General features: G+C 38.0%; 17 protein-coding genes. 2 read left to right on the top strand and 15 right to left on the bottom strand.

The annotated features are described in order from the left end of the window. Nucleotides 1-42: 42 nt before the first annotated feature. Nucleotides 43-465 (bottom strand): DoxX family protein, encoded by a 423-nt coding sequence (locus tag PR675_RS13585; RefSeq protein ID WP_014656892.1) that lies wholly within the window; start codon nucleotides 463-465, stop codon nucleotides 43-45. Nucleotides 466-937: 472 nt separating this feature from the next. Here PR675_RS13585 and PR675_RS13580 point away from each other — a divergent pair, with 472 nt between their 5' ends. Continuing rightward, nucleotides 938-1,993 carry an AraC family transcriptional regulator gene (locus PR675_RS13580; protein ID WP_060560914.1) on the top strand — a complete coding sequence of 352 codons (1,056 nt, stop codon included), beginning with the start codon at nucleotides 938-940 and terminating at the stop codon, nucleotides 1,991-1,993. On the opposite strand, the gene PR675_RS13575 is transcribed toward PR675_RS13580, so the two are convergent. The 6 genes from PR675_RS13575 to PR675_RS13550 all read right to left on the bottom strand — a co-directional run bounded on the left by PR675_RS13575 (nucleotide 1,981) and on the right by PR675_RS13550 (nucleotide 9,758). After that, the gene (locus tag PR675_RS13575) at nucleotides 1,981-2,769 is read right to left on the bottom strand and encodes a MoaF C-terminal domain-containing protein (RefSeq protein ID WP_004926053.1); all 789 of its coding nucleotides are present in this window, start codon (nucleotides 2,767-2,769) and stop codon (nucleotides 1,981-1,983) included. The genes PR675_RS13580 and PR675_RS13575 overlap by 13 nt on opposite strands. A gap of 20 nt (nucleotides 2,770-2,789) precedes the next feature. After that, nucleotides 2,790-3,842, bottom strand: a complete 1,053-nt coding sequence (locus PR675_RS13570) for a RidA family protein (RefSeq protein WP_272582764.1) — start codon at nucleotides 3,840-3,842, stop codon at nucleotides 2,790-2,792. Nucleotides 3,843-3,902: 60 nt separating this feature from the next. Further along, a complete protein-coding gene (locus PR675_RS13565) occupies nucleotides 3,903-5,042 on the bottom strand; it encodes a class II histone deacetylase (RefSeq protein WP_053110147.1) in 1,140 nt (379 codons plus the stop codon). 63 nt (nucleotides 5,043-5,105) lie between these two features. Beyond that, complete coding sequence (locus tag PR675_RS13560) at nucleotides 5,106-6,776, bottom strand: amidohydrolase (RefSeq protein ID WP_060560913.1); 1,671 nt, start codon at nucleotides 6,774-6,776, stop codon at nucleotides 5,106-5,108. Nucleotides 6,777-6,786: 10 nt separating this feature from the next. Then, nucleotides 6,787-8,559 (bottom strand): SDR family NAD(P)-dependent oxidoreductase, encoded by a 1,773-nt coding sequence (locus tag PR675_RS13555; RefSeq protein WP_004926047.1) that lies wholly within the window; start codon nucleotides 8,557-8,559, stop codon nucleotides 6,787-6,789. Between the two features lie 2 nt (nucleotides 8,560-8,561). Continuing rightward, nucleotides 8,562-9,758: an MFS transporter gene (locus tag PR675_RS13550; protein WP_014656899.1), complete on the bottom strand. Its 1,197-nt coding sequence runs from the start codon at nucleotides 9,756-9,758 to the stop codon at nucleotides 8,562-8,564. Nucleotides 9,759-10,193: 435 nt separating this feature from the next. Here PR675_RS13550 and chiP point away from each other — a divergent pair, with 435 nt between their 5' ends. After that, a complete protein-coding gene (gene chiP / locus PR675_RS13545; RefSeq protein ID WP_169342291.1) occupies nucleotides 10,194-11,579 on the top strand; it encodes a chitoporin ChiP in 1,386 nt (461 codons plus the stop codon). Between the two features lie 511 nt (nucleotides 11,580-12,090). Here the strand turns inward: chiP and PR675_RS13540 are convergent. From PR675_RS13540 to PR675_RS13505, 8 genes are read right to left on the bottom strand one after another with little or no spacing between them, the layout of a single operon-like run. After that, nucleotides 12,091-13,194: a hypothetical protein gene (locus tag PR675_RS13540; RefSeq protein ID WP_060560912.1), complete on the bottom strand. Its 1,104-nt coding sequence runs from the start codon at nucleotides 13,192-13,194 to the stop codon at nucleotides 12,091-12,093. Nucleotides 13,195-13,208: 14 nt separating this feature from the next. Beyond that, nucleotides 13,209-13,730 carry a fimbrial protein gene (locus PR675_RS13535; protein WP_004926037.1) on the bottom strand — a complete coding sequence of 174 codons (522 nt, stop codon included), beginning with the start codon at nucleotides 13,728-13,730 and terminating at the stop codon, nucleotides 13,209-13,211. After that, complete coding sequence (locus PR675_RS13530) at nucleotides 13,730-14,257, bottom strand: fimbrial protein (protein ID WP_004926035.1); 528 nt, start codon at nucleotides 14,255-14,257, stop codon at nucleotides 13,730-13,732. The genes PR675_RS13535 and PR675_RS13530 overlap by 1 nt, the downstream gene beginning before the upstream one ends. After that, nucleotides 14,250-14,657 (bottom strand): hypothetical protein, encoded by a 408-nt coding sequence (locus PR675_RS13525; protein WP_060560911.1) that lies wholly within the window; start codon nucleotides 14,655-14,657, stop codon nucleotides 14,250-14,252. Before PR675_RS13525 ends, PR675_RS13530 begins: the two co-directional genes overlap by 8 nt. Before the next feature lie 39 nt (nucleotides 14,658-14,696). Next, the gene (locus PR675_RS13520; protein WP_060560910.1) at nucleotides 14,697-15,434 is read right to left on the bottom strand and encodes a fimbrial biogenesis chaperone; all 738 of its coding nucleotides are present in this window, start codon (nucleotides 15,432-15,434) and stop codon (nucleotides 14,697-14,699) included. Nucleotides 15,435-15,487: 53 nt separating this feature from the next. Further along, nucleotides 15,488-18,004 carry a fimbria/pilus outer membrane usher protein gene (locus tag PR675_RS13515; RefSeq protein WP_060560909.1) on the bottom strand — a complete coding sequence of 839 codons (2,517 nt, stop codon included), beginning with the start codon at nucleotides 18,002-18,004 and terminating at the stop codon, nucleotides 15,488-15,490. A 58-nt stretch (nucleotides 18,005-18,062) separates the two neighbouring features. Further along, nucleotides 18,063-18,644 (bottom strand): fimbrial protein, encoded by a 582-nt coding sequence (locus PR675_RS13510; RefSeq protein WP_223854619.1) that lies wholly within the window; start codon nucleotides 18,642-18,644, stop codon nucleotides 18,063-18,065. Nucleotides 18,645-18,704: 60 nt separating this feature from the next. After that, complete coding sequence (locus PR675_RS13505) at nucleotides 18,705-19,256, bottom strand: fimbrial protein (protein ID WP_004926028.1); 552 nt, start codon at nucleotides 19,254-19,256, stop codon at nucleotides 18,705-18,707. Nucleotides 19,257-19,373: the final 117 nt, after the last annotated feature.

Raw genomic sequence — 19,373 nt, 5'->3', positions numbered from 1 at the left:
AGGCCACCATTTATGATGGCCTGATATTCATCGTATTGAGCCTTAACGCCACGTTGCACTCTTCATAACAGAAAAGCGCCCTGCTCCCATTAACGCAAGTGCAATTGATCCCACAAAGAAATAAACAATACTTTCAATTGCCCATGCCCCCGTTTTATCCAATAAAAACGTTTTATCAAGCCCTACCATTAACCAAGCAATAAACATGGTAAAAGCGACAAGCAGCGCGGCTGGGCGAGTGAGTATTCCTAATATAATGAAAATCGGTGCGACAACTTCCCCCAAAATAGTTCCATAAGCAATAAATTCGGGTAAACCATATGCAGCAAGCATAGCTTTAATGCCACTAGCGCCTGTTAACAATTTACTCATGCCATGGAATAACATTAATCCGCCAATAGTAATACGTAATAACAATTTTCCAGCATCGTCATGTGCCAATAACCGATTTACTGTGCCTATCATTGTGTGCTTCTCCAAGAAAAATATACTGCAACCTATGACGCGTTTACGACCAATACAATAAGAGTGACTTTTATTTATTATTGTTATAGCAGCATTGTAGTTATTTAATAGCTTTTACTCTTACTTTGGTGACACCAATAGCATTTATTCATAAAACTAAGGTATGAACTAAAAAATAAAAGGTCAATCAACAACAATTAAGTCAAATTTAAAAAAAACAAAAAATACTAAATAAGAGCATTCTAAAAAGAGCGTTAATGAATTAAGATAATTGATGTTCAAAATAATTGTTATTTATTTAAGATTTCAATCAAAAATAAAGAATATAACGATATATTTATATCATCAATATAAAATAATAATGATATAAATTCATTGCTATTTTGTTACTAACATGTAATTTTGTCATATCAAAGAATGTGCGGTTAATGAATTCAAGCAAAATAGCATCTCATTAATACGAGGCATAAAAATGAAACCTGAAACTAACGCCCATCATTCATATAACTCTTATATACATCAGCTAAAAATATCCGAGATCATGAGTTATTTACAGTCACTGGATATTCCTTTTTCATATAGATCAAAAATTTTATATAATAAATTTAAATTACTAAAATTAACAGAAGTTGCCCCCATACAAGCTTATAACGAGTTTCTACGTTTAATTGCTCATGAAACAAAAGATCAGCATTGGTGTGCGAAAGCGGGTATCGCAGCACCCTATCATAGTTACTCACCGATCAGTGAAATTTTTATGTCGGCAAAAACATTACATGCCGCTTTAATCGAACTCAACCAATATACCGATCTATTTCAAGGCAAAACACACACTAATATTGTCATAGAAAACAAAAAGGTTTTAATCAATTATGAAGTGAGTATATTTAAGCCTGAATACTATAAGTTTGACATTGAGTACAGTTTATTTAGGTTAGTGAGTCAAATAAGAGAGCGACTTGGTAAAGATTGGATACCTGATACATTTTATTTCCAATATGCATTAAGTCGAAAAGATAAAGATAATTTGAAAAAAATCATTCCAACTCACTATGAAGACAATGCTAAATTCAATGGTATTTCATTTGATGAAGAGTGGCTAAATGCTGGTATTAATAAAAAAGAGCATGATGAAACGTTCATTTTTTTCTTAAAAAATCATCTAAATAAACTTAAACACTCAAGTTGTATGCCCGAATCCATGAGTATGAAAGTGCAAGATATTATGTACCAACATATTTTATCACAAAAAGATATTTCATTATCTTGGGTAGCGGCAAAGCTGTATATCTCACCAAGGACATTACAACGTAAATTAGCAAAAGAAAATATTAATTATTCAAATATTCTGGATAAAATTCGCTGTGATATTTCTATCGATAAACTCGTTGAAGAGAAGATTAGAATAGATAGCCTAGCTGAACTACTAGGCTATACGGACAGCGCCGCTTTTTCAAAAGCATTTAAACGCTGGACTGGCTCACCGCCACTTCAATACATCAAAAAACAGGGCTATCATAAAGCGTGAAAATTGTGCTCTTCAAGCCGTTTATTAATCCGCTTCATATAGGCTCCAATAGGGATGCTAAACCATTGCTCATCCGTATAGCCAACGGCAAACCCGGTGTTGCGCATTGACTTTAAGTCTAAGAGCAAAATAATCGCGACATCGACCGCTAACTCTCTAAAACCAAGTAAATACACATCATCTTTAATTTTTAGGTAAGTTGCTTGGTCACAATCACATTCACCATGCCTTACCCCTCCATAAATATGATACGCATACCATTGGCTATTAATATAAATATGTTCAACGGCGGTACTTTCACTGTATTCATTCAGAATATGTAAGCCAATAAGATCTCGTGTTTCTGCGGGGAGAAGCGTATTATCGTTATCGCCAATAATCTTTCCAACATGATAATGCTGTTCGAATCTCGGCGTCGTTTTCTTACTTGGCTGGTATTGAGAGCTAAACAGGACAACATGACTATTATTGAGATCTAGTACTAAAATTGAGTGAGCAAAATCAATGCTCCCTTTTGATAATTCAATTAAAAATACTTTATCCGCAACTTCGGTCATATCGCTGATTTTTCTTTTTTTCTTATCAAAATAAGAGCTTAAAAAAACACTATTCGTTATAATATGGTCATGTTCATCAATACGAAAATAAAAACTTTCATTGTTTAAATAAAGATTAAATTCAATATTAATAATGTCATAACTTCTCTTTATTCGATTCTTTTTTAACTCATTCGTAAACATATCAAATGATGTATCAGAAATTATTTGCTCTGTCATGTTATCACCTGTGATATAAATTAAAATGAATGAATGCTTATTTCTAAAAATGACTTGTTATTCATGAGTTTTTTGACTGGCAATGTCTCTACAATATAATTTTCCACATGGGCGCTTGTTAACTTCGTCATTAGCTCATCATGTATAATATCAATATAAGCCTCACTACTGTTTTTACTCTTAACATATTTTATTGTGATTCTAATACTGGATGAAAAATTATTTTCCAATATATTATCTATATGTTTTTTTGCATGTATAAAGCTATCATATAAATCTAGGTTAAGTTGAAAGCAAGCATAGTGAATAGGTGCAGCCAACTGTGATAATGGGCTTTTTACAAAACCGTCTATTTCTATTAAAAATTCATCAACGGCCATCCCATCACAATAGGTGACATTGAGTTCACAATTAATAGCTTGAATATTTCCAGTATATTTAGCAATCTCGTCTTTTATCAGATCTATTACTGGCTGATATGCGACATCACTACGAAGATAAACATTTAATAAAATAAGATCATCCATTGAGTAATCTAACTCAATTATTGAACGATTAATTTTATCAAAAATCACCGCAACTTGCTCTTCAAGGGTATCATTGATGTAATAAGCATGGCTATTATCATCGGAAACAATCAACGCTTCCGTGCCTGTAATATAAAGTAGCTCCTCATAAATTAAAGAGCGGCTAACGTCCATTTCCATATTATAGAAAGGTAAGCATTGAACCGCCTTGTTATGACGAGGAAAAATAAACTCAATGGCTACCAGAGCATTATCATTGCTAAAATTCGGAAGCCGAATAATTGTTCCAACAGGTTTTTTATTACCGTAGCCTTGTACTATTTCGTGGCTAACTTTATGAAATTGATTAATCGCATAGATGGGATCAACTTTATCACTTTTAATCGCTATTGTATGTTTTAGCATATCCGCATAACTAATCCCCATTTTTATTAATGCATTATTTACTTCAGAGATAATTATTGCTAATTGAGTATCAAAATCGCCTCCCGAAAAAGAAGAGTGCCACCCAATAATGACATTATCATTGGTTTTTAGTATATTCATTATGTCTCACCCAATTAATAGATCAATTTAATGTGTAACGCTTGCTCTAATAGAATATTGTTACAAACCCAATTTAATCGCTTGGTGATTTATTAAATTTTCTTGTAACTCTTTGAGTTCTTGAGGAATCGTTTGTTGTTGGATAAAAGAAATAAAAGGGTCGACAACCTGAGTATTTATGCCACTTAACCCTTCTAGTAGTGCTAATGCACAAAAGGGAACATAATGCTCAGAATAGCCTCCTTCATGTATGACAACCACTTTTCCATGGCAAACGTCCTGAGCGACCGCGACAATACTTTCTATCATTTCTCGATAACTCTGGCTATGGAGTTGCATATGTCCTAGAGGATCAAAGGTACTTGCATCATAACCACTGCCAATAATAATGAGATCCGGTTTGTAGGTCCTAAGAGCAGGGATTGCTATTGTTCTTAATGCATATAAATATTCATCATGGCCACATCCCGGTAATAACGGAATATTAATATTGAATCCTAAACCTTCTCGGTTACCTTGTTCTTCGATACCTCCTGAGTTAATTGGGAAGCAGTTATCTTGATGCATAGAGATGGTAAGCACTTTATTATCGTTATAAAAAATAGCTTGAGTTCCATTTCCATGATGAACATCCCAATCCAATATAGCGACTTTTTTTGCCCCTAAATTCTCAAGGGCATATTTAGCGGCAATACTGCTGTTCGCTAAATAGGTCGCCCCCATCGCTTTATCTGGCAAAGCATGATGGCCTGCTGGCACACATACGGCATAAGCCCTATTTAAAGAACCGTCCATCACTTGATGAACAGCGGCTTTTGCTTGGCCTGCGGATAATAGCGCTATTTGATACCCCCCCGGTCCAAATGGTGCCTGTAAACCTAATTCCCCCCCTTCATTTTTACTCAGTTCAATAAAATCATTCAAATACTCTTGGGTATGAACACGCGCCGCATCATTATAAGTAATGGGGGGTGCACTGTATGAAAATAAAAATTCATTCATGCCACTCACATCAATTAAGGATTTAAAACGACGTACGCAACTTGCAGAGCTAGCCCCAAATTCATTATTCGCGAAAGGTTGCATCCAATTCATTTGATTATAAGCTAGCGGTGATGATTTATAACTCCGCCCCCATAAACAATATTCATGATAAAAAAGACCAGTTTTAATCGTGGAGTCTTTCATGCTGCAAAACATATTATTCCCCTAAGTAGATAATCTGGTGTAGCTTCAATAATCGCGAGCACATCTGGTATTCCATTACCGTTGATACACAACTTTTCCATTACAAATGGTCATAATGACATTGGTTTTCCCTATTTGCTCAGCCGGAATAGTAAATAGGTCATGACTTAATATTTGTAAGTCAGCCAATTTCCCTACTTCTATCGAACCTCTTTCATGTTCAAGATGTTCCTGAATGGCACCATTAATGGTGTACATGCGAATGGCATCCTCAATCTTACAACCTAGGTCAGATTGATAAATTTGATTGTTTTTAGCTTTTCTAGTCAGCGTAAATTCAAGTCCTTTTAACCAATTAAATGGGAAGCAACAGGCATCAGAGCCAGCAGCAACCACAACGCCTTCATTAATATAAGACTGCCAGTCAAATAACTTAGCGTTGTACTCATCGGGTATAATCTGCTTAATATCATTGATCATGCTATAGCCTGCGATTGGTTGGCAGGATAGCAAAATATTATTTTTTGCCATTGTTTTCGCATTCTCAATCGTGAGATCATCACCATGAATAATAAAATGGCGTAAGTCTTTATTTGGCATGACCTTTTCTGCATAAGAAAAGGCATCTATTGCTGCATCAATCGTTTTTCCACCAATTGCATGAATACCAACCTGCCAACCTAAGCGGTGTAATTCAACAATGGTTTTATTAAGTTCGGCAATTTGTTCTTCAACACTATGACCAGCAAAGGTTAGCTCTCCTTGATAACCATTGCATGATCTTCGAATACAAGGTGAACTATCACCAAATAACTTTATCGTATCGACTTTTAACCATGATTTATCGGTATGAAGTGGATATGAAAACGCTTCGGCACCAGAAATAATATTTTTAAAACTGTGCACACCTTCTTTTGCCGCAAATAAATTAACACTAACCCGAGTTAATAACTTATTTTCATCATAAAGCGCCTTATAGAGCTTTATGACTCTGCTACTCCAAGCACCATGAAATAGATTATCGCCTCCTGGCCCTAAAATATCGGTGTAACTTGTGATGCCATTTTGCAGTAAATGATATTGGATAAGTAAAATATAGCTTTTAAGTTCTTCATCAGATAGCTGAGGTAAATATTTCCCAACAAGGTTCATGGCTCCCCATTCAGAAATAATACCGTTAGGCTCACCTTGCTGATCAATACCTATCCGTCCGACCTCTTTCGGTAGCTCTATGGATTTAGAATTTAACCCTGATAATTCTATAACCTCCTGATTAACAATTAGGTTATGTAAACTAAAATCGCTAAAGCTTGCTAATTTCCCATTCGTTTTTTGGGATAAGTAAGCTTGGTTAACCGCGATTTTTTCGTCGTTATCATCAAGGAGTTCAAAGGGGCATCCAATGCCGTAGATCCAGTCCCTGTTTTTTTTAGCGGTTAAATGAGTCTCCAACTGACTTTCAAACTCATTTTTTAATTTACTCTCAAACAAATTTAGGAAATCACCAGAAATCAGCATGCCCGTGTGTGTCGCATGGATATGCGCGTCATGTGCAGCAGGTAACACAAGCTTATTTTTTGCATCAATTATCTGAGTATGAAAACCTATTTTTTTAAAAATATCATCATTATCACCAACAGCAATAATTCTCTCTTTTGCAATCGCTATCGCCTCATAGAAAGAGAAGTTTTTATCTACCGTTGCAACCTTGGCATTAATAATGACTAAATCAGCATCTTGACTCATTATAAACACCTTATGTTGGAATATAATTTAATGGGTAATTTAATGAGTTAAGAGAAATAATATTTGCACCGGCTGGAATATTAATCATTTTATTCACTTCAGACAGATTTCCCCAGCCTTTCCCTGTTGTCGTCTTATTCTCCAAGTCATAAACAAAAACAAAGGATAGGTCGATTAATAGCTCTCGCCAAGTCACCACATAAGTAGAATCGTCAAACTTATAATAACTCACTTGATCGCATCCCCCATCACCTTTTCTGATACCATTAATGACGTTATAGCAATACCAATGTGAATTGATATAAATATGCTCATACACTGTCGGTGGTAAATTCGAATAACAATATAACGCCCGACTGCCAATCAAATCACTCGTAATAAAAGGATACCGGCATTCATTAACTTTATGGTTTCCAGTCAGTATTATTGCTGGTGTAAAATATTGCTGATAATTAGACGCTAACTTTAATGGTATTGGCTTGCTGTGATCAGGCAAACTTTTAGGCTGATATTGTGTAAGAATAAATAGCGCTTTATTTGTGGTAAAATCGAGTGCAATAGATAGCGTAATTTCCGTATGCTCTGGAAATAAAAGATCCACAAAAAACAGATTATTTCTCACCTCAACCGCTTCATAATTTGCCTCTTTCGGGATAAAAATACCTTGTTGGTGATAACCTTCTATCGTGCAGCTCTTTTGATCGAAAAAGATCTCAATCACTGCGTTTTCTGTTTTAAATTCTATCCCTGTCAGGCTAATTTTTTTGCTTTGAGGTAAACGATTATGGGCCAACTCCCCATAACTCACTTCAGATTTCAGTTTGGCGTATTCTGTGAATGTTTCATTCACCATTTCTTCCGAGAGGTGCCATAATTTTTGACCGAAAGCGACATCCAGTACCCATGGAATAACCCCCGTTCCCTGCCGCGTATCCTCATTAATTTGAGAATAACTGCAATGTTCTAAAAAAATTCCCCCTTTATCCGCAAATTCAGGGTGACACAATGCCATAATCTGTGTTGCAACACCGGCTGATAATGATTTTACAGGCACTTTATTGGTGTCCTGTTTCTCTGCTAACTCTTTAAAATCATCGTGCTGCAAATGCAGATGTAGGTTTGTATCAAGAACAATGCCGGGAGCTACCGCAAAAGCTCGAATATTATAATCTTTCCAGCGCCTATCAAACTCAAATGCAAATAATACATTTGCTGATTTAGATTGCCCGTATGCAGTCCAACGGCTGTATGGTCGATGATTGAAATTTGGATCATCTAAATCGACATTACTTAAGCGATGCGCCCCCGATGTCATCATAACAACCCTTGCACCTTTTAATAAGCAAGGTGTCAGCTTGTTAATTAATAGAAAATGCCCTAAATGATTAATGCCAAACTGCTGTTCAAATCCATCGACGGTTAATTTAAAATCAGTGGCCATTACCCCGGCATTAGCCAATATCCCATCAAGTTTCACATCTTCTAGAATAATTTGCTTTACGAAACGCCGAATATCATTTAACGATGACAAATCAAGCAATTTAATTTCAAATAAAGCATCATCAAATTGTGAAGAAAGCTCCGTATAAAGTTGTTGTTTTTTTTCCTCTGTCCTGACGGTAAGAACAACATATCCTTCATGGCTTAATATTGCCTTAGCAGACTCTTTGCCTAATCCAATATTAGCGCCTGTGATTAGATACTTTTTATTCTTCAACGATATTCCGTCTAGTACTTCATTCCACGTAGTATGCACATGATAATGATTTAAATTTTTTGTCATTATTAAGCCTTATCTTTATTATTTTTAAAAATTATTTTCATAATGATTACCATGGAGGCAACAAGTAATAATAAATTGAATAAAAACATTGCAGAAAAACTAACACGCTCAATTAACATTCCGCTAAACATCGGCCCTAACGCGATACCCAGCCCCAATGTAAGTGATGTAAGGTTCATAACATTTCCATCGACCTCATATTCAGCAGCAATACTCATCGTAAATGGTAATATTAGTGTCCATATATATTTAAAAGCGTAACAACTGATAATCACAAGCATGATGCTAGTATTTAAGTACATTGCTAGCACAGATGCGATTAAAAATATAAAGCAAGTAACAAAAACTAAATTTACTTTTTTACTAAATAGAATTGAAGTTCCCGCGCCCAATATACCGACCATACTTGCCGAACCTAAAATGTTATACACGACTGAAAGATCGACTTGTAACGCGCTAAGATAACCTCCAATAAATGTCCAAACACCAGCAACCACGACATTAAATAAGAAGATACCTGCTAAGCATAGATACATCTCATTTTTTACTGTACGATTTTTTACCGCTCCTTGGGCTTGTTCTTTAAAAATATTTTCCTCTTTCATTCGCCAAATAGCATCTATACCTTTAGTTAGCGGTAAAACACAAACTAACAGTATGGACACGAAAACATAAACTGAAAATATGCCATAACTTTCAAGGAATAGCGGTAAAATAAACAGCCCTAAACTCCCTAATATAATTTGGCTAAATAGGGAAATACTGAACGCTCGATACGAGTTTGGCAATAACGCCATACACGAATTGGTTATGATAAAAATAGTCGATCCTGATATTGCAGAGAGGATTCTGATAGCAATATAAAGATTAAAATGATCTTTAATTAAAAAACCTGAGATAATGTTTAATACCGCGGTAAGTAGGATCATAGCCACATAAATATGATACCAGTTTATCTTTGTTTTTAACCAAAAGAAGGCAATAACGTTTGCTAACATCCCGGTTAAAATTTCTATCATATAGATAAAACCTACTTTTTCTGGCGAAAAACCAAGTTCCTTATCCATTTGAATAGTAATTAATGGTGCCCACAAGAACATCATCGGAATAAATATTCCACCTATAATAGGTGAAAGATAAACTCGCCATGTTGATAACTGCATTTTTTGAGACTTCATAGATCCGACTGATTCACTCATATCAAACCCTCTTATTTTCCATTTTTCATAATATAAATATAAATTTAAAAAACTTTTAATAGCTAAAGGTGACATTTTTTTGTTTTTATACGTCACATAATAAAATACTGGATAATGCATTAAAGGTTTTCACTTTTAAAAACAGCATTTAGAAATCCAGCGCCGCAATTTAATCCAAAAAAAACAAGATCACTCAGTATAAAAACCCAACCTTATATAATATCTCGATATCAACAGCTACCATGGTCCCTATTGGCAAATGACATTCTCTTAAATTCATAAAACCCTACTTTTCAGATTGCTTAATATTAATCACAAAATATAAATGTTATTGGCTTAGTGTTTTATTTATCACTTTGCCCTTCATTATTTATAAAAAATAAAAATCAATTAATTAATTCAATCAATATTGAGGAATAAAGAATGGCTAATTCCATGATTAAGCATACTAAAAAACTATTAGCATTAGAGATATTTTCTATATTAACCGCAAGTTGTTATATTCCTAAAATCAATGCTCAACCATTTTTTGATGATGCAACATTAAAAGGTGGTATCTATTATTGGCAAAGGGATAGATCAAGAAAAGAATTAACACCCGGCAGTGATAAATATGGTCAATATACAGATAATCTTAAACACTCATCATTAAATATAGCTCTCGACTTTTCTTCTGGTTATATTCAAGATTTTATTGGCTTTGATTTTGCCGGGTATACTGCTGTCGAATTATCAAACGGCGGCCCTGCCGCACCGAATGAAATTGGCTTTAGTGATGCCAAAAATGTTTGGGATGAGAAAGGTACAGGCGACCGTAATGGGTTTACCTTCACGACCGCTGCAACAAAATTAAAATTAGGGCCATTTTGGGGTAAAGCAGGCTATATACAACCAAGTGGTCAAACTTTGTTAGCCACCAACTGGAGCTTTTTACCCGGTACTTACCGTGGTGCCGAAGTGGGGGCTGAATTTGATACCGAGGACAGTGGGAAATTTAATATTTCCTATATGTGGACGGATCAATATAAAGCGCCATGGTATCGTGAAATGTATGAATTCCGCGAAGCCGACTCAACAACCACGATTGATTATTTACACTCACTGGGTGTGAAATATGATGCCAAAAACAAGCTGGTGCTAGAGGGTGCAGTTGGTCAAGCTGAAGGTTATATGGATCAATATCTTGCCAAGATCTCTTACGCATTCCCGCTTGCTGGACGTGATTTAAGAGTATCGTATCAATTCTACGGCGCACAAGATAAAGACAATAGTGGTGGTGTTAATGATGTCTATGATGGATTAGCTTGGTTACAGGCGTTCACTTTAGGCTATACCTACGATGCTTTAGACTTCCAAGTTGAAGGAACGATGGTGCACTCTCCTGGTCAACAAGGTTACTTCTTACAGCGCATGACCTCAGCTTACGGCACTTCAAATGGTCGTATAGATGTTTGGTGGGATGCCCGTTCAGATTTCAACTCCGACAATGAAAAAGCGCTATTTGCTGGTGTGACCTATGATTTATCCAGTTGGGATCTCGCAGGTTGGAAAATCGGCACCTCTTATGTTTATGCTTGGGATGCAAAACCGAGTAATAATCCAATTTATGACCAAAGCCAACGCGTCAGAGAAAGTGCATGGAATTTTGATATTCTCTACACCATTCAAACTGGTAAAGCTAAGGATACTACCTTTAAATTACATTACACTCGTTTTGATAACCACAGCGATATCCCAAGCTGGGGTGGAGGATTTAATAACATTTTCCAAGATGAAAAAGATATCAAATTTATTGTGACTGCCCCATTTACGATTTTTTAATTAACACAATAATTTATTAAATTTATTTTTCTTGGATGCTTAGGTTTTTTAATAGCAAATGATCGTTATCTTTTCATTTATGCCGGTCATAATTATGACCGGTATTTCACTCATAACTACGGATAGCCCCTATCCATTATCGCTAAAAATGGCAATAGCAAACAAACAAGGCTAGCCAAGCTGCCAAAAATAGAAATGATATTTCCATCTGAGTTAATGCGAGCCATTATGCGAAATATCCCTCTAAATCGCGTCAATAACATAAAACGCGATGTGTGGGTGCATTCTCGACCATGTTTAAAAAATGGTTGAGCAAAACACCTTCAAATTTTATTCAGCGTATTCATCAATAACAGAGGATGGGTTGAGCCGCCATTTTCCTCCTAGTGCAATAAATGAAGCCAGCGAGATGATTATCTAACAAAAACAGACCGAGGCACGCTTCCCAAACCTGTTTCAAGATAACTGGCTCTTGCGGCTCAACCGAATAGCTTATTGTCAGCAAGACAAGTTAATCATAAGTCGCAATCAACCACGCAGATCCTCGATAATCCCCCGCAGCTGCATTTTGCCCTTGAATGCGACTGGTAATGCTGATGGTATCGAGTTGATGGATCTCAAGGTTTAAACTTTGCCCCGTTTGCCCTGTCGCTTCATCGGTCATTGTTAATTCACTATAAATGACATCGTGATGGTTTAACTGGCTTTTTAATGGCAAGCGCTTTTGAGGGTCATCATCTTTGGTGTAATCCAAACGTAATCGGATGTTAGTCGATGATTTAAACTTACAACTGTAAGTGACTTTTTCTACCACTGTACTATCGTAATTCACACTACTGAGTTTGCCATGACGTAGGCTGACGGTTTCTGCTTGCCCTGTGCTAGTCATGGTCGTGCACAGAGAGCCAATATGAATTTGTGAAGCAGCCAGCCGTAATGGAACCGTTGTCTCATTGATAGGCCAACTGTCGTAAGGCGGTACCGTTTTCTTGGCGGTATAAGCGCGAACATAGCCACCTAAATCCATAGCATTTATCACTAATTGCCCATCAATAATTCGCTCATTAATATAGAAGGTTAATTTGATTGGAAATTGGCTATAGAACTGCCCCGAAGGAAAAATGTCTCCATCAAAGCCATTAGAACAAACCGCAGCGTCAATATTGACCCAACTCATCAAGTTTGTTTCAACCGTCATGACTAAATTACTGTTGATTTGATAGGCTGGTCTCCCTTCAATATAGACACCAGCCATTGGCGCATACATAAATAAGCGATGAAATGCGTTTTCCGATGGGATGCCTACACTGCTCTCTCCCCATTGCCGACCTAAGCATTTAACATAACCGGATACACTCACATCTTTACTGGCACTATCAATTAGCATCGTATTGCCAATGCGGTAATAATTTTTTCCATTAGAGCCAACAAGTGGCGTCGCCACTAATTCACTGTTACGCTCTAATTTGATCACATACCCTGTGTTGGGGTCGACAATTTGAGCTGCGTAATCAGCCGTTGCATCTAAGCTATTTATCATTAAAAATAAACCTATCATCCACGCATAATTTTTAGCTGTCATATGCCTACGACCATCATCTTTAAAATCACACATCGCTTTAGCCCTTATTAGTCATACGCGACTAAAATTGTCATAGCAGAAGTGAACTTGCCCGCCGCTAATTGTTCAGCAGGAATGCGATTAACAAGGCGAGCCTGTAAATCAGTTTGGTATTCGGTAGCGCTAAGCCGTTGTGGGTTAATTCGTTGCAGCTTGTTCATCGCCAAAGGACGGATGCCCCCGTCGATGACTTCATTGAAAGAGATCCCTAATCCAGAAATTGAGGTCGCTAATACTGTTTGCCCATTATGAATGAATGTATTGTTCCCTTTCGGCGCCAACATAATCGCTAAATCTTTATTAAAGTCACACCCTGAAAGTTGAATCGCAAACGCTCTATGGTGCGAAGCGCTATTTAATTCATCAAACTTTACCGTACCGAAATCTATTTTTAACGTAGAGCCATGATGTTCACTGTGAATATTGCAACTAGGCGCCACCATAGTTGCACTGACCTCCACTAAAACATCTGCGTGAACTAACGAGCCAAATAGCATTAACACGGTGATCAGTGTCTTGTGTTGTTTCATTATTCGTACTCCACCACAAATGTCGCCGTGCCTTTAAAATCCCCCGTTTTGATTTCACCGCTTGCAGGTTTACGAACAAATACCCCAAAGTTTAATTGTTGGCGATTATCTACGACTGACACGACACCAACCTTAATGGGTTGATTCCAAATAACAGGCTGCTTGTCTTTATCCATTTCTATCAATCCAAGTAACGCCCCGCTTGCGCCTTGCGTCGTTAGATAATGGTTACCATCAATGTCGATTAATTGATGGCTTTGCCATGTTAGACGGATTATTTTATTCAGATCAGATGGGCTACATTTATTAATTTCAATAAAAAAGGGAAACACGTCGCTGACGCTATGTTCATTAAGATATTGTTTACGCAAATAACCTAATTGAATTTGTTTATTAATAGATCCCGCTGCAATTTGGCAATCGTGATGAATAAGTTCACCTTTAAATTCAACATCTAAATGATTTTTACCCAACGCATTTAATGGGCTGAAAGAGCATATGGCAATTAAGATAAATGCTTTATTCATAACTCACCTCTAGCCCCACTCTATTTTGATTTTTATTGAGTTCAGGAAGCGGTATTGGGTTATTGCCATTACCTAAGCTCATCTCAAAATATTCCAATACAACGCCTTGCCGCATATCAATAAATTGTACTTTGACAGGCGTTTTCGCAGCCCCTTTCAAAAGGGCACTGTCACGAAATAGCCCACCACTTCCACATCCTGTCAAAATAGCCTCAGTGTGGCTGATTAAATTACAAGGAGCATGAAATAAAACAGCATTAACCCTTACCCATCCTTGTAATAGCTGCCCATCATTGTCTCCCGTTATCAATGTATTGGATATCAATGGCGCCGCTTTTGCCCAATTACCTATAGCGCCAATCAGAGCAAGTAGACATAGCAATACAATTTTTGAATTCATTATTTCCTTCCTTTTTATTGTTTGCTGCCAAGATGGCTATCACAGCTCCTCTCTCACGGTGCAAATCGCATCAATACAACGAAATGCCAGAGTTGGCTTGCCACCGTAATCGTTAATGTAAGTAAGATAAGGAGTTGATAATGAAGGTGATATAATGTCGTGCGTTGATTTAGGTGGAACCATAACAACATCAAAGCGACTTTGTTCAGATTGAGATTTGCTGTTACCTAAGCCAATAACAGTTAAATGAAAAGGCGTATGATTATTCAGTTGATAACCTTTTGCCGTTCTCGCCAGTGTGATCTTATGTGCCCATTGCGTCTGCGACTCTGACAAAATATTCTTAGGGCGATAAAACAACTTAACGCGAGACTGCAAAGCAATTTGTAATGTATTTCCTTCTGTCGATTTAGGAGGTACTTCCCGTAAATTAAAATAAAATACCGATTCTCTATCTTGCGGTAATTGTTCCAGCAGCGGTGTCACACTTAATCGCACTAAACTATCGCTATTGGGTTCAATTCGCTGCAAAGGTGGTGTCGCTAAAATCGCCCCTTTGGTTAATTTATTTCCTTGTAAATCTTCTATCCAGCTTTGTGCCAAATAAGCTTCTTCAGGATTATCATTCGTGATCCTGATATTGATCGCGCGTTCATTTCCGGGAAAAACGATCCGAGTTCTATCTAATGTGACGGCACTATGCGCATATAGCGTGGTTAGCAACAGAAATAAACAACAACCGACAAACAGCCCATGACGTAAATATAAATTCAACATACCTAACCTCATAAACCTAATTTAATTATTTTTTACCTAGATGATGAATGAAACTACAACTTCCCCCGTAGGCATGGCAGTAACAACATGTCCGACGACACAACAAACGTCTCTGGCAATTTGATCCTGCATTGCTTTTGGTTATCCCAATAAACAAATAACGACTCTTGTGCCGAAACGCCCACTAACCAAGTCACTCCATCTTCCCCGACAATACCTAATTCACGATTATCAGCATTGCGTACACTGGCACCAAAAGGCGGTTTCTTGCCGTTCTCTAATGACAAAATGGCAAAGAGTTTTTCTCCCTTCATCACCGTTAAATGGCGATAACCAATCGCTCCTTTAGTGAGCGTAATATCGGTTGTCGACGTTAACGTCTCTAAATTATCGGGTAATTTGCTGGTATTAATGGATGCAGTAGACTTACGATAGCTATTCACATTTGGGATCACCGCTAACCCAAAAGCGTTGGTTTTGATCACGCCATTATCTAAAGGCACGCCGCTGATCCCCGACGTATCTATCATTAATCGCGTGTCACCATTTGCTGAACGATGTAATGCAACACCTTTAGCGGTCGCGGTTATTCCACTGTTTATGGAGGCTCCCACACTACGATATTCATGCGGTACATAGCTGGCATTTGCTGAGATATTCGCTTGCGATAAGTCTCGAGAATAGAAACCACTAAGGCTGGTTTGGTTATCCATGTTTTGGCCATGGTGATAACCCATATTTAAGCTGTAATTATCGGTCGTGTTGTAGCCGCTATAACCCACGTTGTGATTGAATTGATTATGACCGGATGAGCGAGAGTAAAGCTCTGAAAACGTTAAGCTATGCCCTGTATAAAGAGGAACCGTTAGGTATAGATTAATTGCATCATCTTCAAAACCATTATCCCGCTCTGTTCGCGTAGCAGACAGCGATAAACTCGCCCCATGTTGAGATAAGGCTGGCAAGTTGAGATGGGTACTTGCATACATCCCATATTGTGTTTGAGGATCGTTTTGCCAATAAGTACTGTATTGATAATTTAAGGAAATATTAAAGTGTTCAAAGTACTTATTCAGGTAAATTTGATAATTCGTTTTCGGCGCATAGGGGGTAATACCTGTACGCGCCTCATCAGAAAATTGTGTCAACGTCCGGTAGTCTTTATCGGCAAAACGGTAGCCTGCAAATGTAATATCCGTACGCAAATCATCAAAGGATTTAGCATAGTTGACTCGATAAGAGCGCCCTTGTCGCTTCTTATCTTCAAGATCAGCAAAAGACTGAGTGATATCAACGGAAATAGCGCCAACGGAAAAAAGATCACGCCCTAAACCTACCGCTAGCGCCTGATAATAACCATTTAACTGAGAGCCTCCGTACAATGACCAAGCATTAGAGACGCCATAGGAAAACTCGCCACCAATAACGGGCTTACCTGTAAGATGATGGCTATCATAACGCGTTTTTCCACCGACTAACTTATAAATAAGGCGTCCCGGTCGCGTTAAATAAGGCAGTGACGCTGTGCTAACCGTAAATGTCTTCTCTTCACCATTTTCTTCTCTCACGGTGACATCCAATATACCGCGTATCCCACTCTCTAATGTTTGAATACGAAAAGGCCCTGGTGGAACAAGCGTTTCAGAGATAACCCTATCTTGGCTACGGACGATCACCGTCGCATTGGTATTGGCTACGCCGATAATTTCAGGCGCATAACCAACCAGCTTGGGAGGGAGCATTCTATCGTCACTTTCTAATGACACCCCGCTATATTGCCAAGCGTCAAAAATATCAGAATAAAAATAATTCTCGCCTAACGTCAAAATAGCGGCTGACTCTGTTAATGAAGTGAATGCATATAACCGGCTGAAATCAAACTGATGTGTTTCTTGTGGCGAGTATCCTCCACGCTGTTTTTGGTAGCTTCCATTATAATCCCCGCGAAAGCGCCAAGCGCCGGTATTTATCCCCATCGTTCCATTGGTTGATAAATAAACTCGTTTAGTGCCGCCTTTTTCTTTTGTTGCTGACGCGTTCGCATTGAAATCAATAAATCCCCCGTTTACACCTTCCTCCCATAATGCTGGCGGTATCCAGTAGGGATCTCTGTACTCCATCCACATTTGAGGGATAGTTATTTTTAATGATAATGTCGATAGCTCAACTTGAGTTTGAGCCCCGGATAACAATGATAAATCTAGGCATCGCCCTTCGTTTAACGTGGTTAATTTGCGCTTTGCAGAATGCGTCAATCCTATTAATTGCAGCATATCTGTTGGTATACAAACAAATGGAGAGCGTTGCTCGGCAGAAGGGCTTTTCTCATATACGGAAATATCACGTGGGGCGCCTAAGCGCAGCCCATTAACCCACACAGTTAAAACATAATCTCCCGGCGGTACATATCCGGCGACAGAGAATCGGCTTATATCGATATTTTGCAGATCTTCTGCATCCAGCACATCAGTATTGAATTCAGCAGCACTCGCGCCCCATGTCGTCAGGCCAAACGCCAATAAAATAACCCGCCGTAGTTTGCTATGTTTAAACACCATGCTCTGTTCCATCCCTAATACGACAAAGAAACACCTCAAAAATAAGTGATGAGGCCCTTATTTCTGTTTCTTATTGATAGTCGATGAAAAAACGAACCAAACCTTGATAGCTACCTGCTTGAATCGGTTGCCCTGTCAGCTCTAGTTGTAAGAAGTAACGTAAAAAAAGAGTCTCCCCAGATTTGTCTTGTCGTAACACGTGGTTAGACAAAAAATAGCGCTGCTCAGGAACCAATCTTTTTCGTTGTTCATCCAATACGGAAATGCCTAAGCCGTGTGAAGGCCCCTGTAATACAAAGGCATTTATATTTTGAGTTGTATGTCCGGAAAAACGTATTGACCATGTTTTACTGTCGATTGTCGAGTGCATGCTGCCGCAACCATGTAGCTCAATGATAAAGGGTTGGCTATAGCGCTCACGACCGCTGGCTGTGGATAATAGCGGTAAGGTCAACGGGGAAAAATTGATTGTTTGGTAACGATCAGTCATAGCTATTGAACAGGGAGTGGCAATCACTGTTCCTACTATTCGGGTCATTCCATTGAAAGAATGGCGCTGTGTATCAATCGCAGCATACACGGTAGCGTGACCAAGTACCCACAGCATCATGAATTGTATAATGTGGCGACTAAAATGTTTGTAAGCACTCACAGCACCCTCCGCATGCCTTGATGGTTCCGCCAGCAAAAGGCTGGCGGACGGCTATCCTGTTTACTGGTAAGTAATTCGGAAGTTGGAGGTTGCATTGAACTGCCCTTCAACAACATCTTTTGTTGTATCTACGGCTTTCGCAAATGCTTTGAATTTTAATGTATTATCTCCTTTTTTGTTCGCTATCCGCGATAAAACATCCTTCGCTTTACCGAACTCAAAACCCTCAATACCAACACCGACATTATTCGTGTTGCCCACCGATGTTGAGAGTAATGTGCTTGCAGCGTCAGCATAGCTTTTACCTGTAAACACCAATTCCATGGTTTTCACTGCCATTGGCTTTCCTTCTGCATCTTTATCGAAGTCTGTAAAATCACACCCCGTGAATTCAATATTAAAATCCACCTCGGCAACCCTACCATTCTCAAGTGCACGACGAGAAAGCTGTCCGAAATCAATGGTTTGTTTTAATGATGATTGGGCGATATTACAGGGGGTACTGACGACTGTACCGATAAAATCCACTGTACCTAAGTTATCCGCAGTCGTGTTGAAAGAGGCAACAGATGTAGCAACAACAACCACTTGCGTGAATTTTACTAGTTTCATGTGTTTTTCCTTTCAATATAAAATAAGACTTAAATTGCTATAAATTCATCATAAGGCATTGATATGATGGAATTTACTAATTGATTATTAATAGGTAACAATAAAAAAATCATCCCT

Origin of the sequence: Providencia sp. PROV261, from assembly GCF_028477945.1 — a bacterium.
Classification (GTDB): Bacteria; Pseudomonadota; Gammaproteobacteria; order Enterobacterales; family Enterobacteriaceae; genus Providencia; species Providencia stuartii.
Note: the sequence above shows the minus strand (reverse complement) of the source record. Positions and strands in the feature narration are given on the sequence as shown.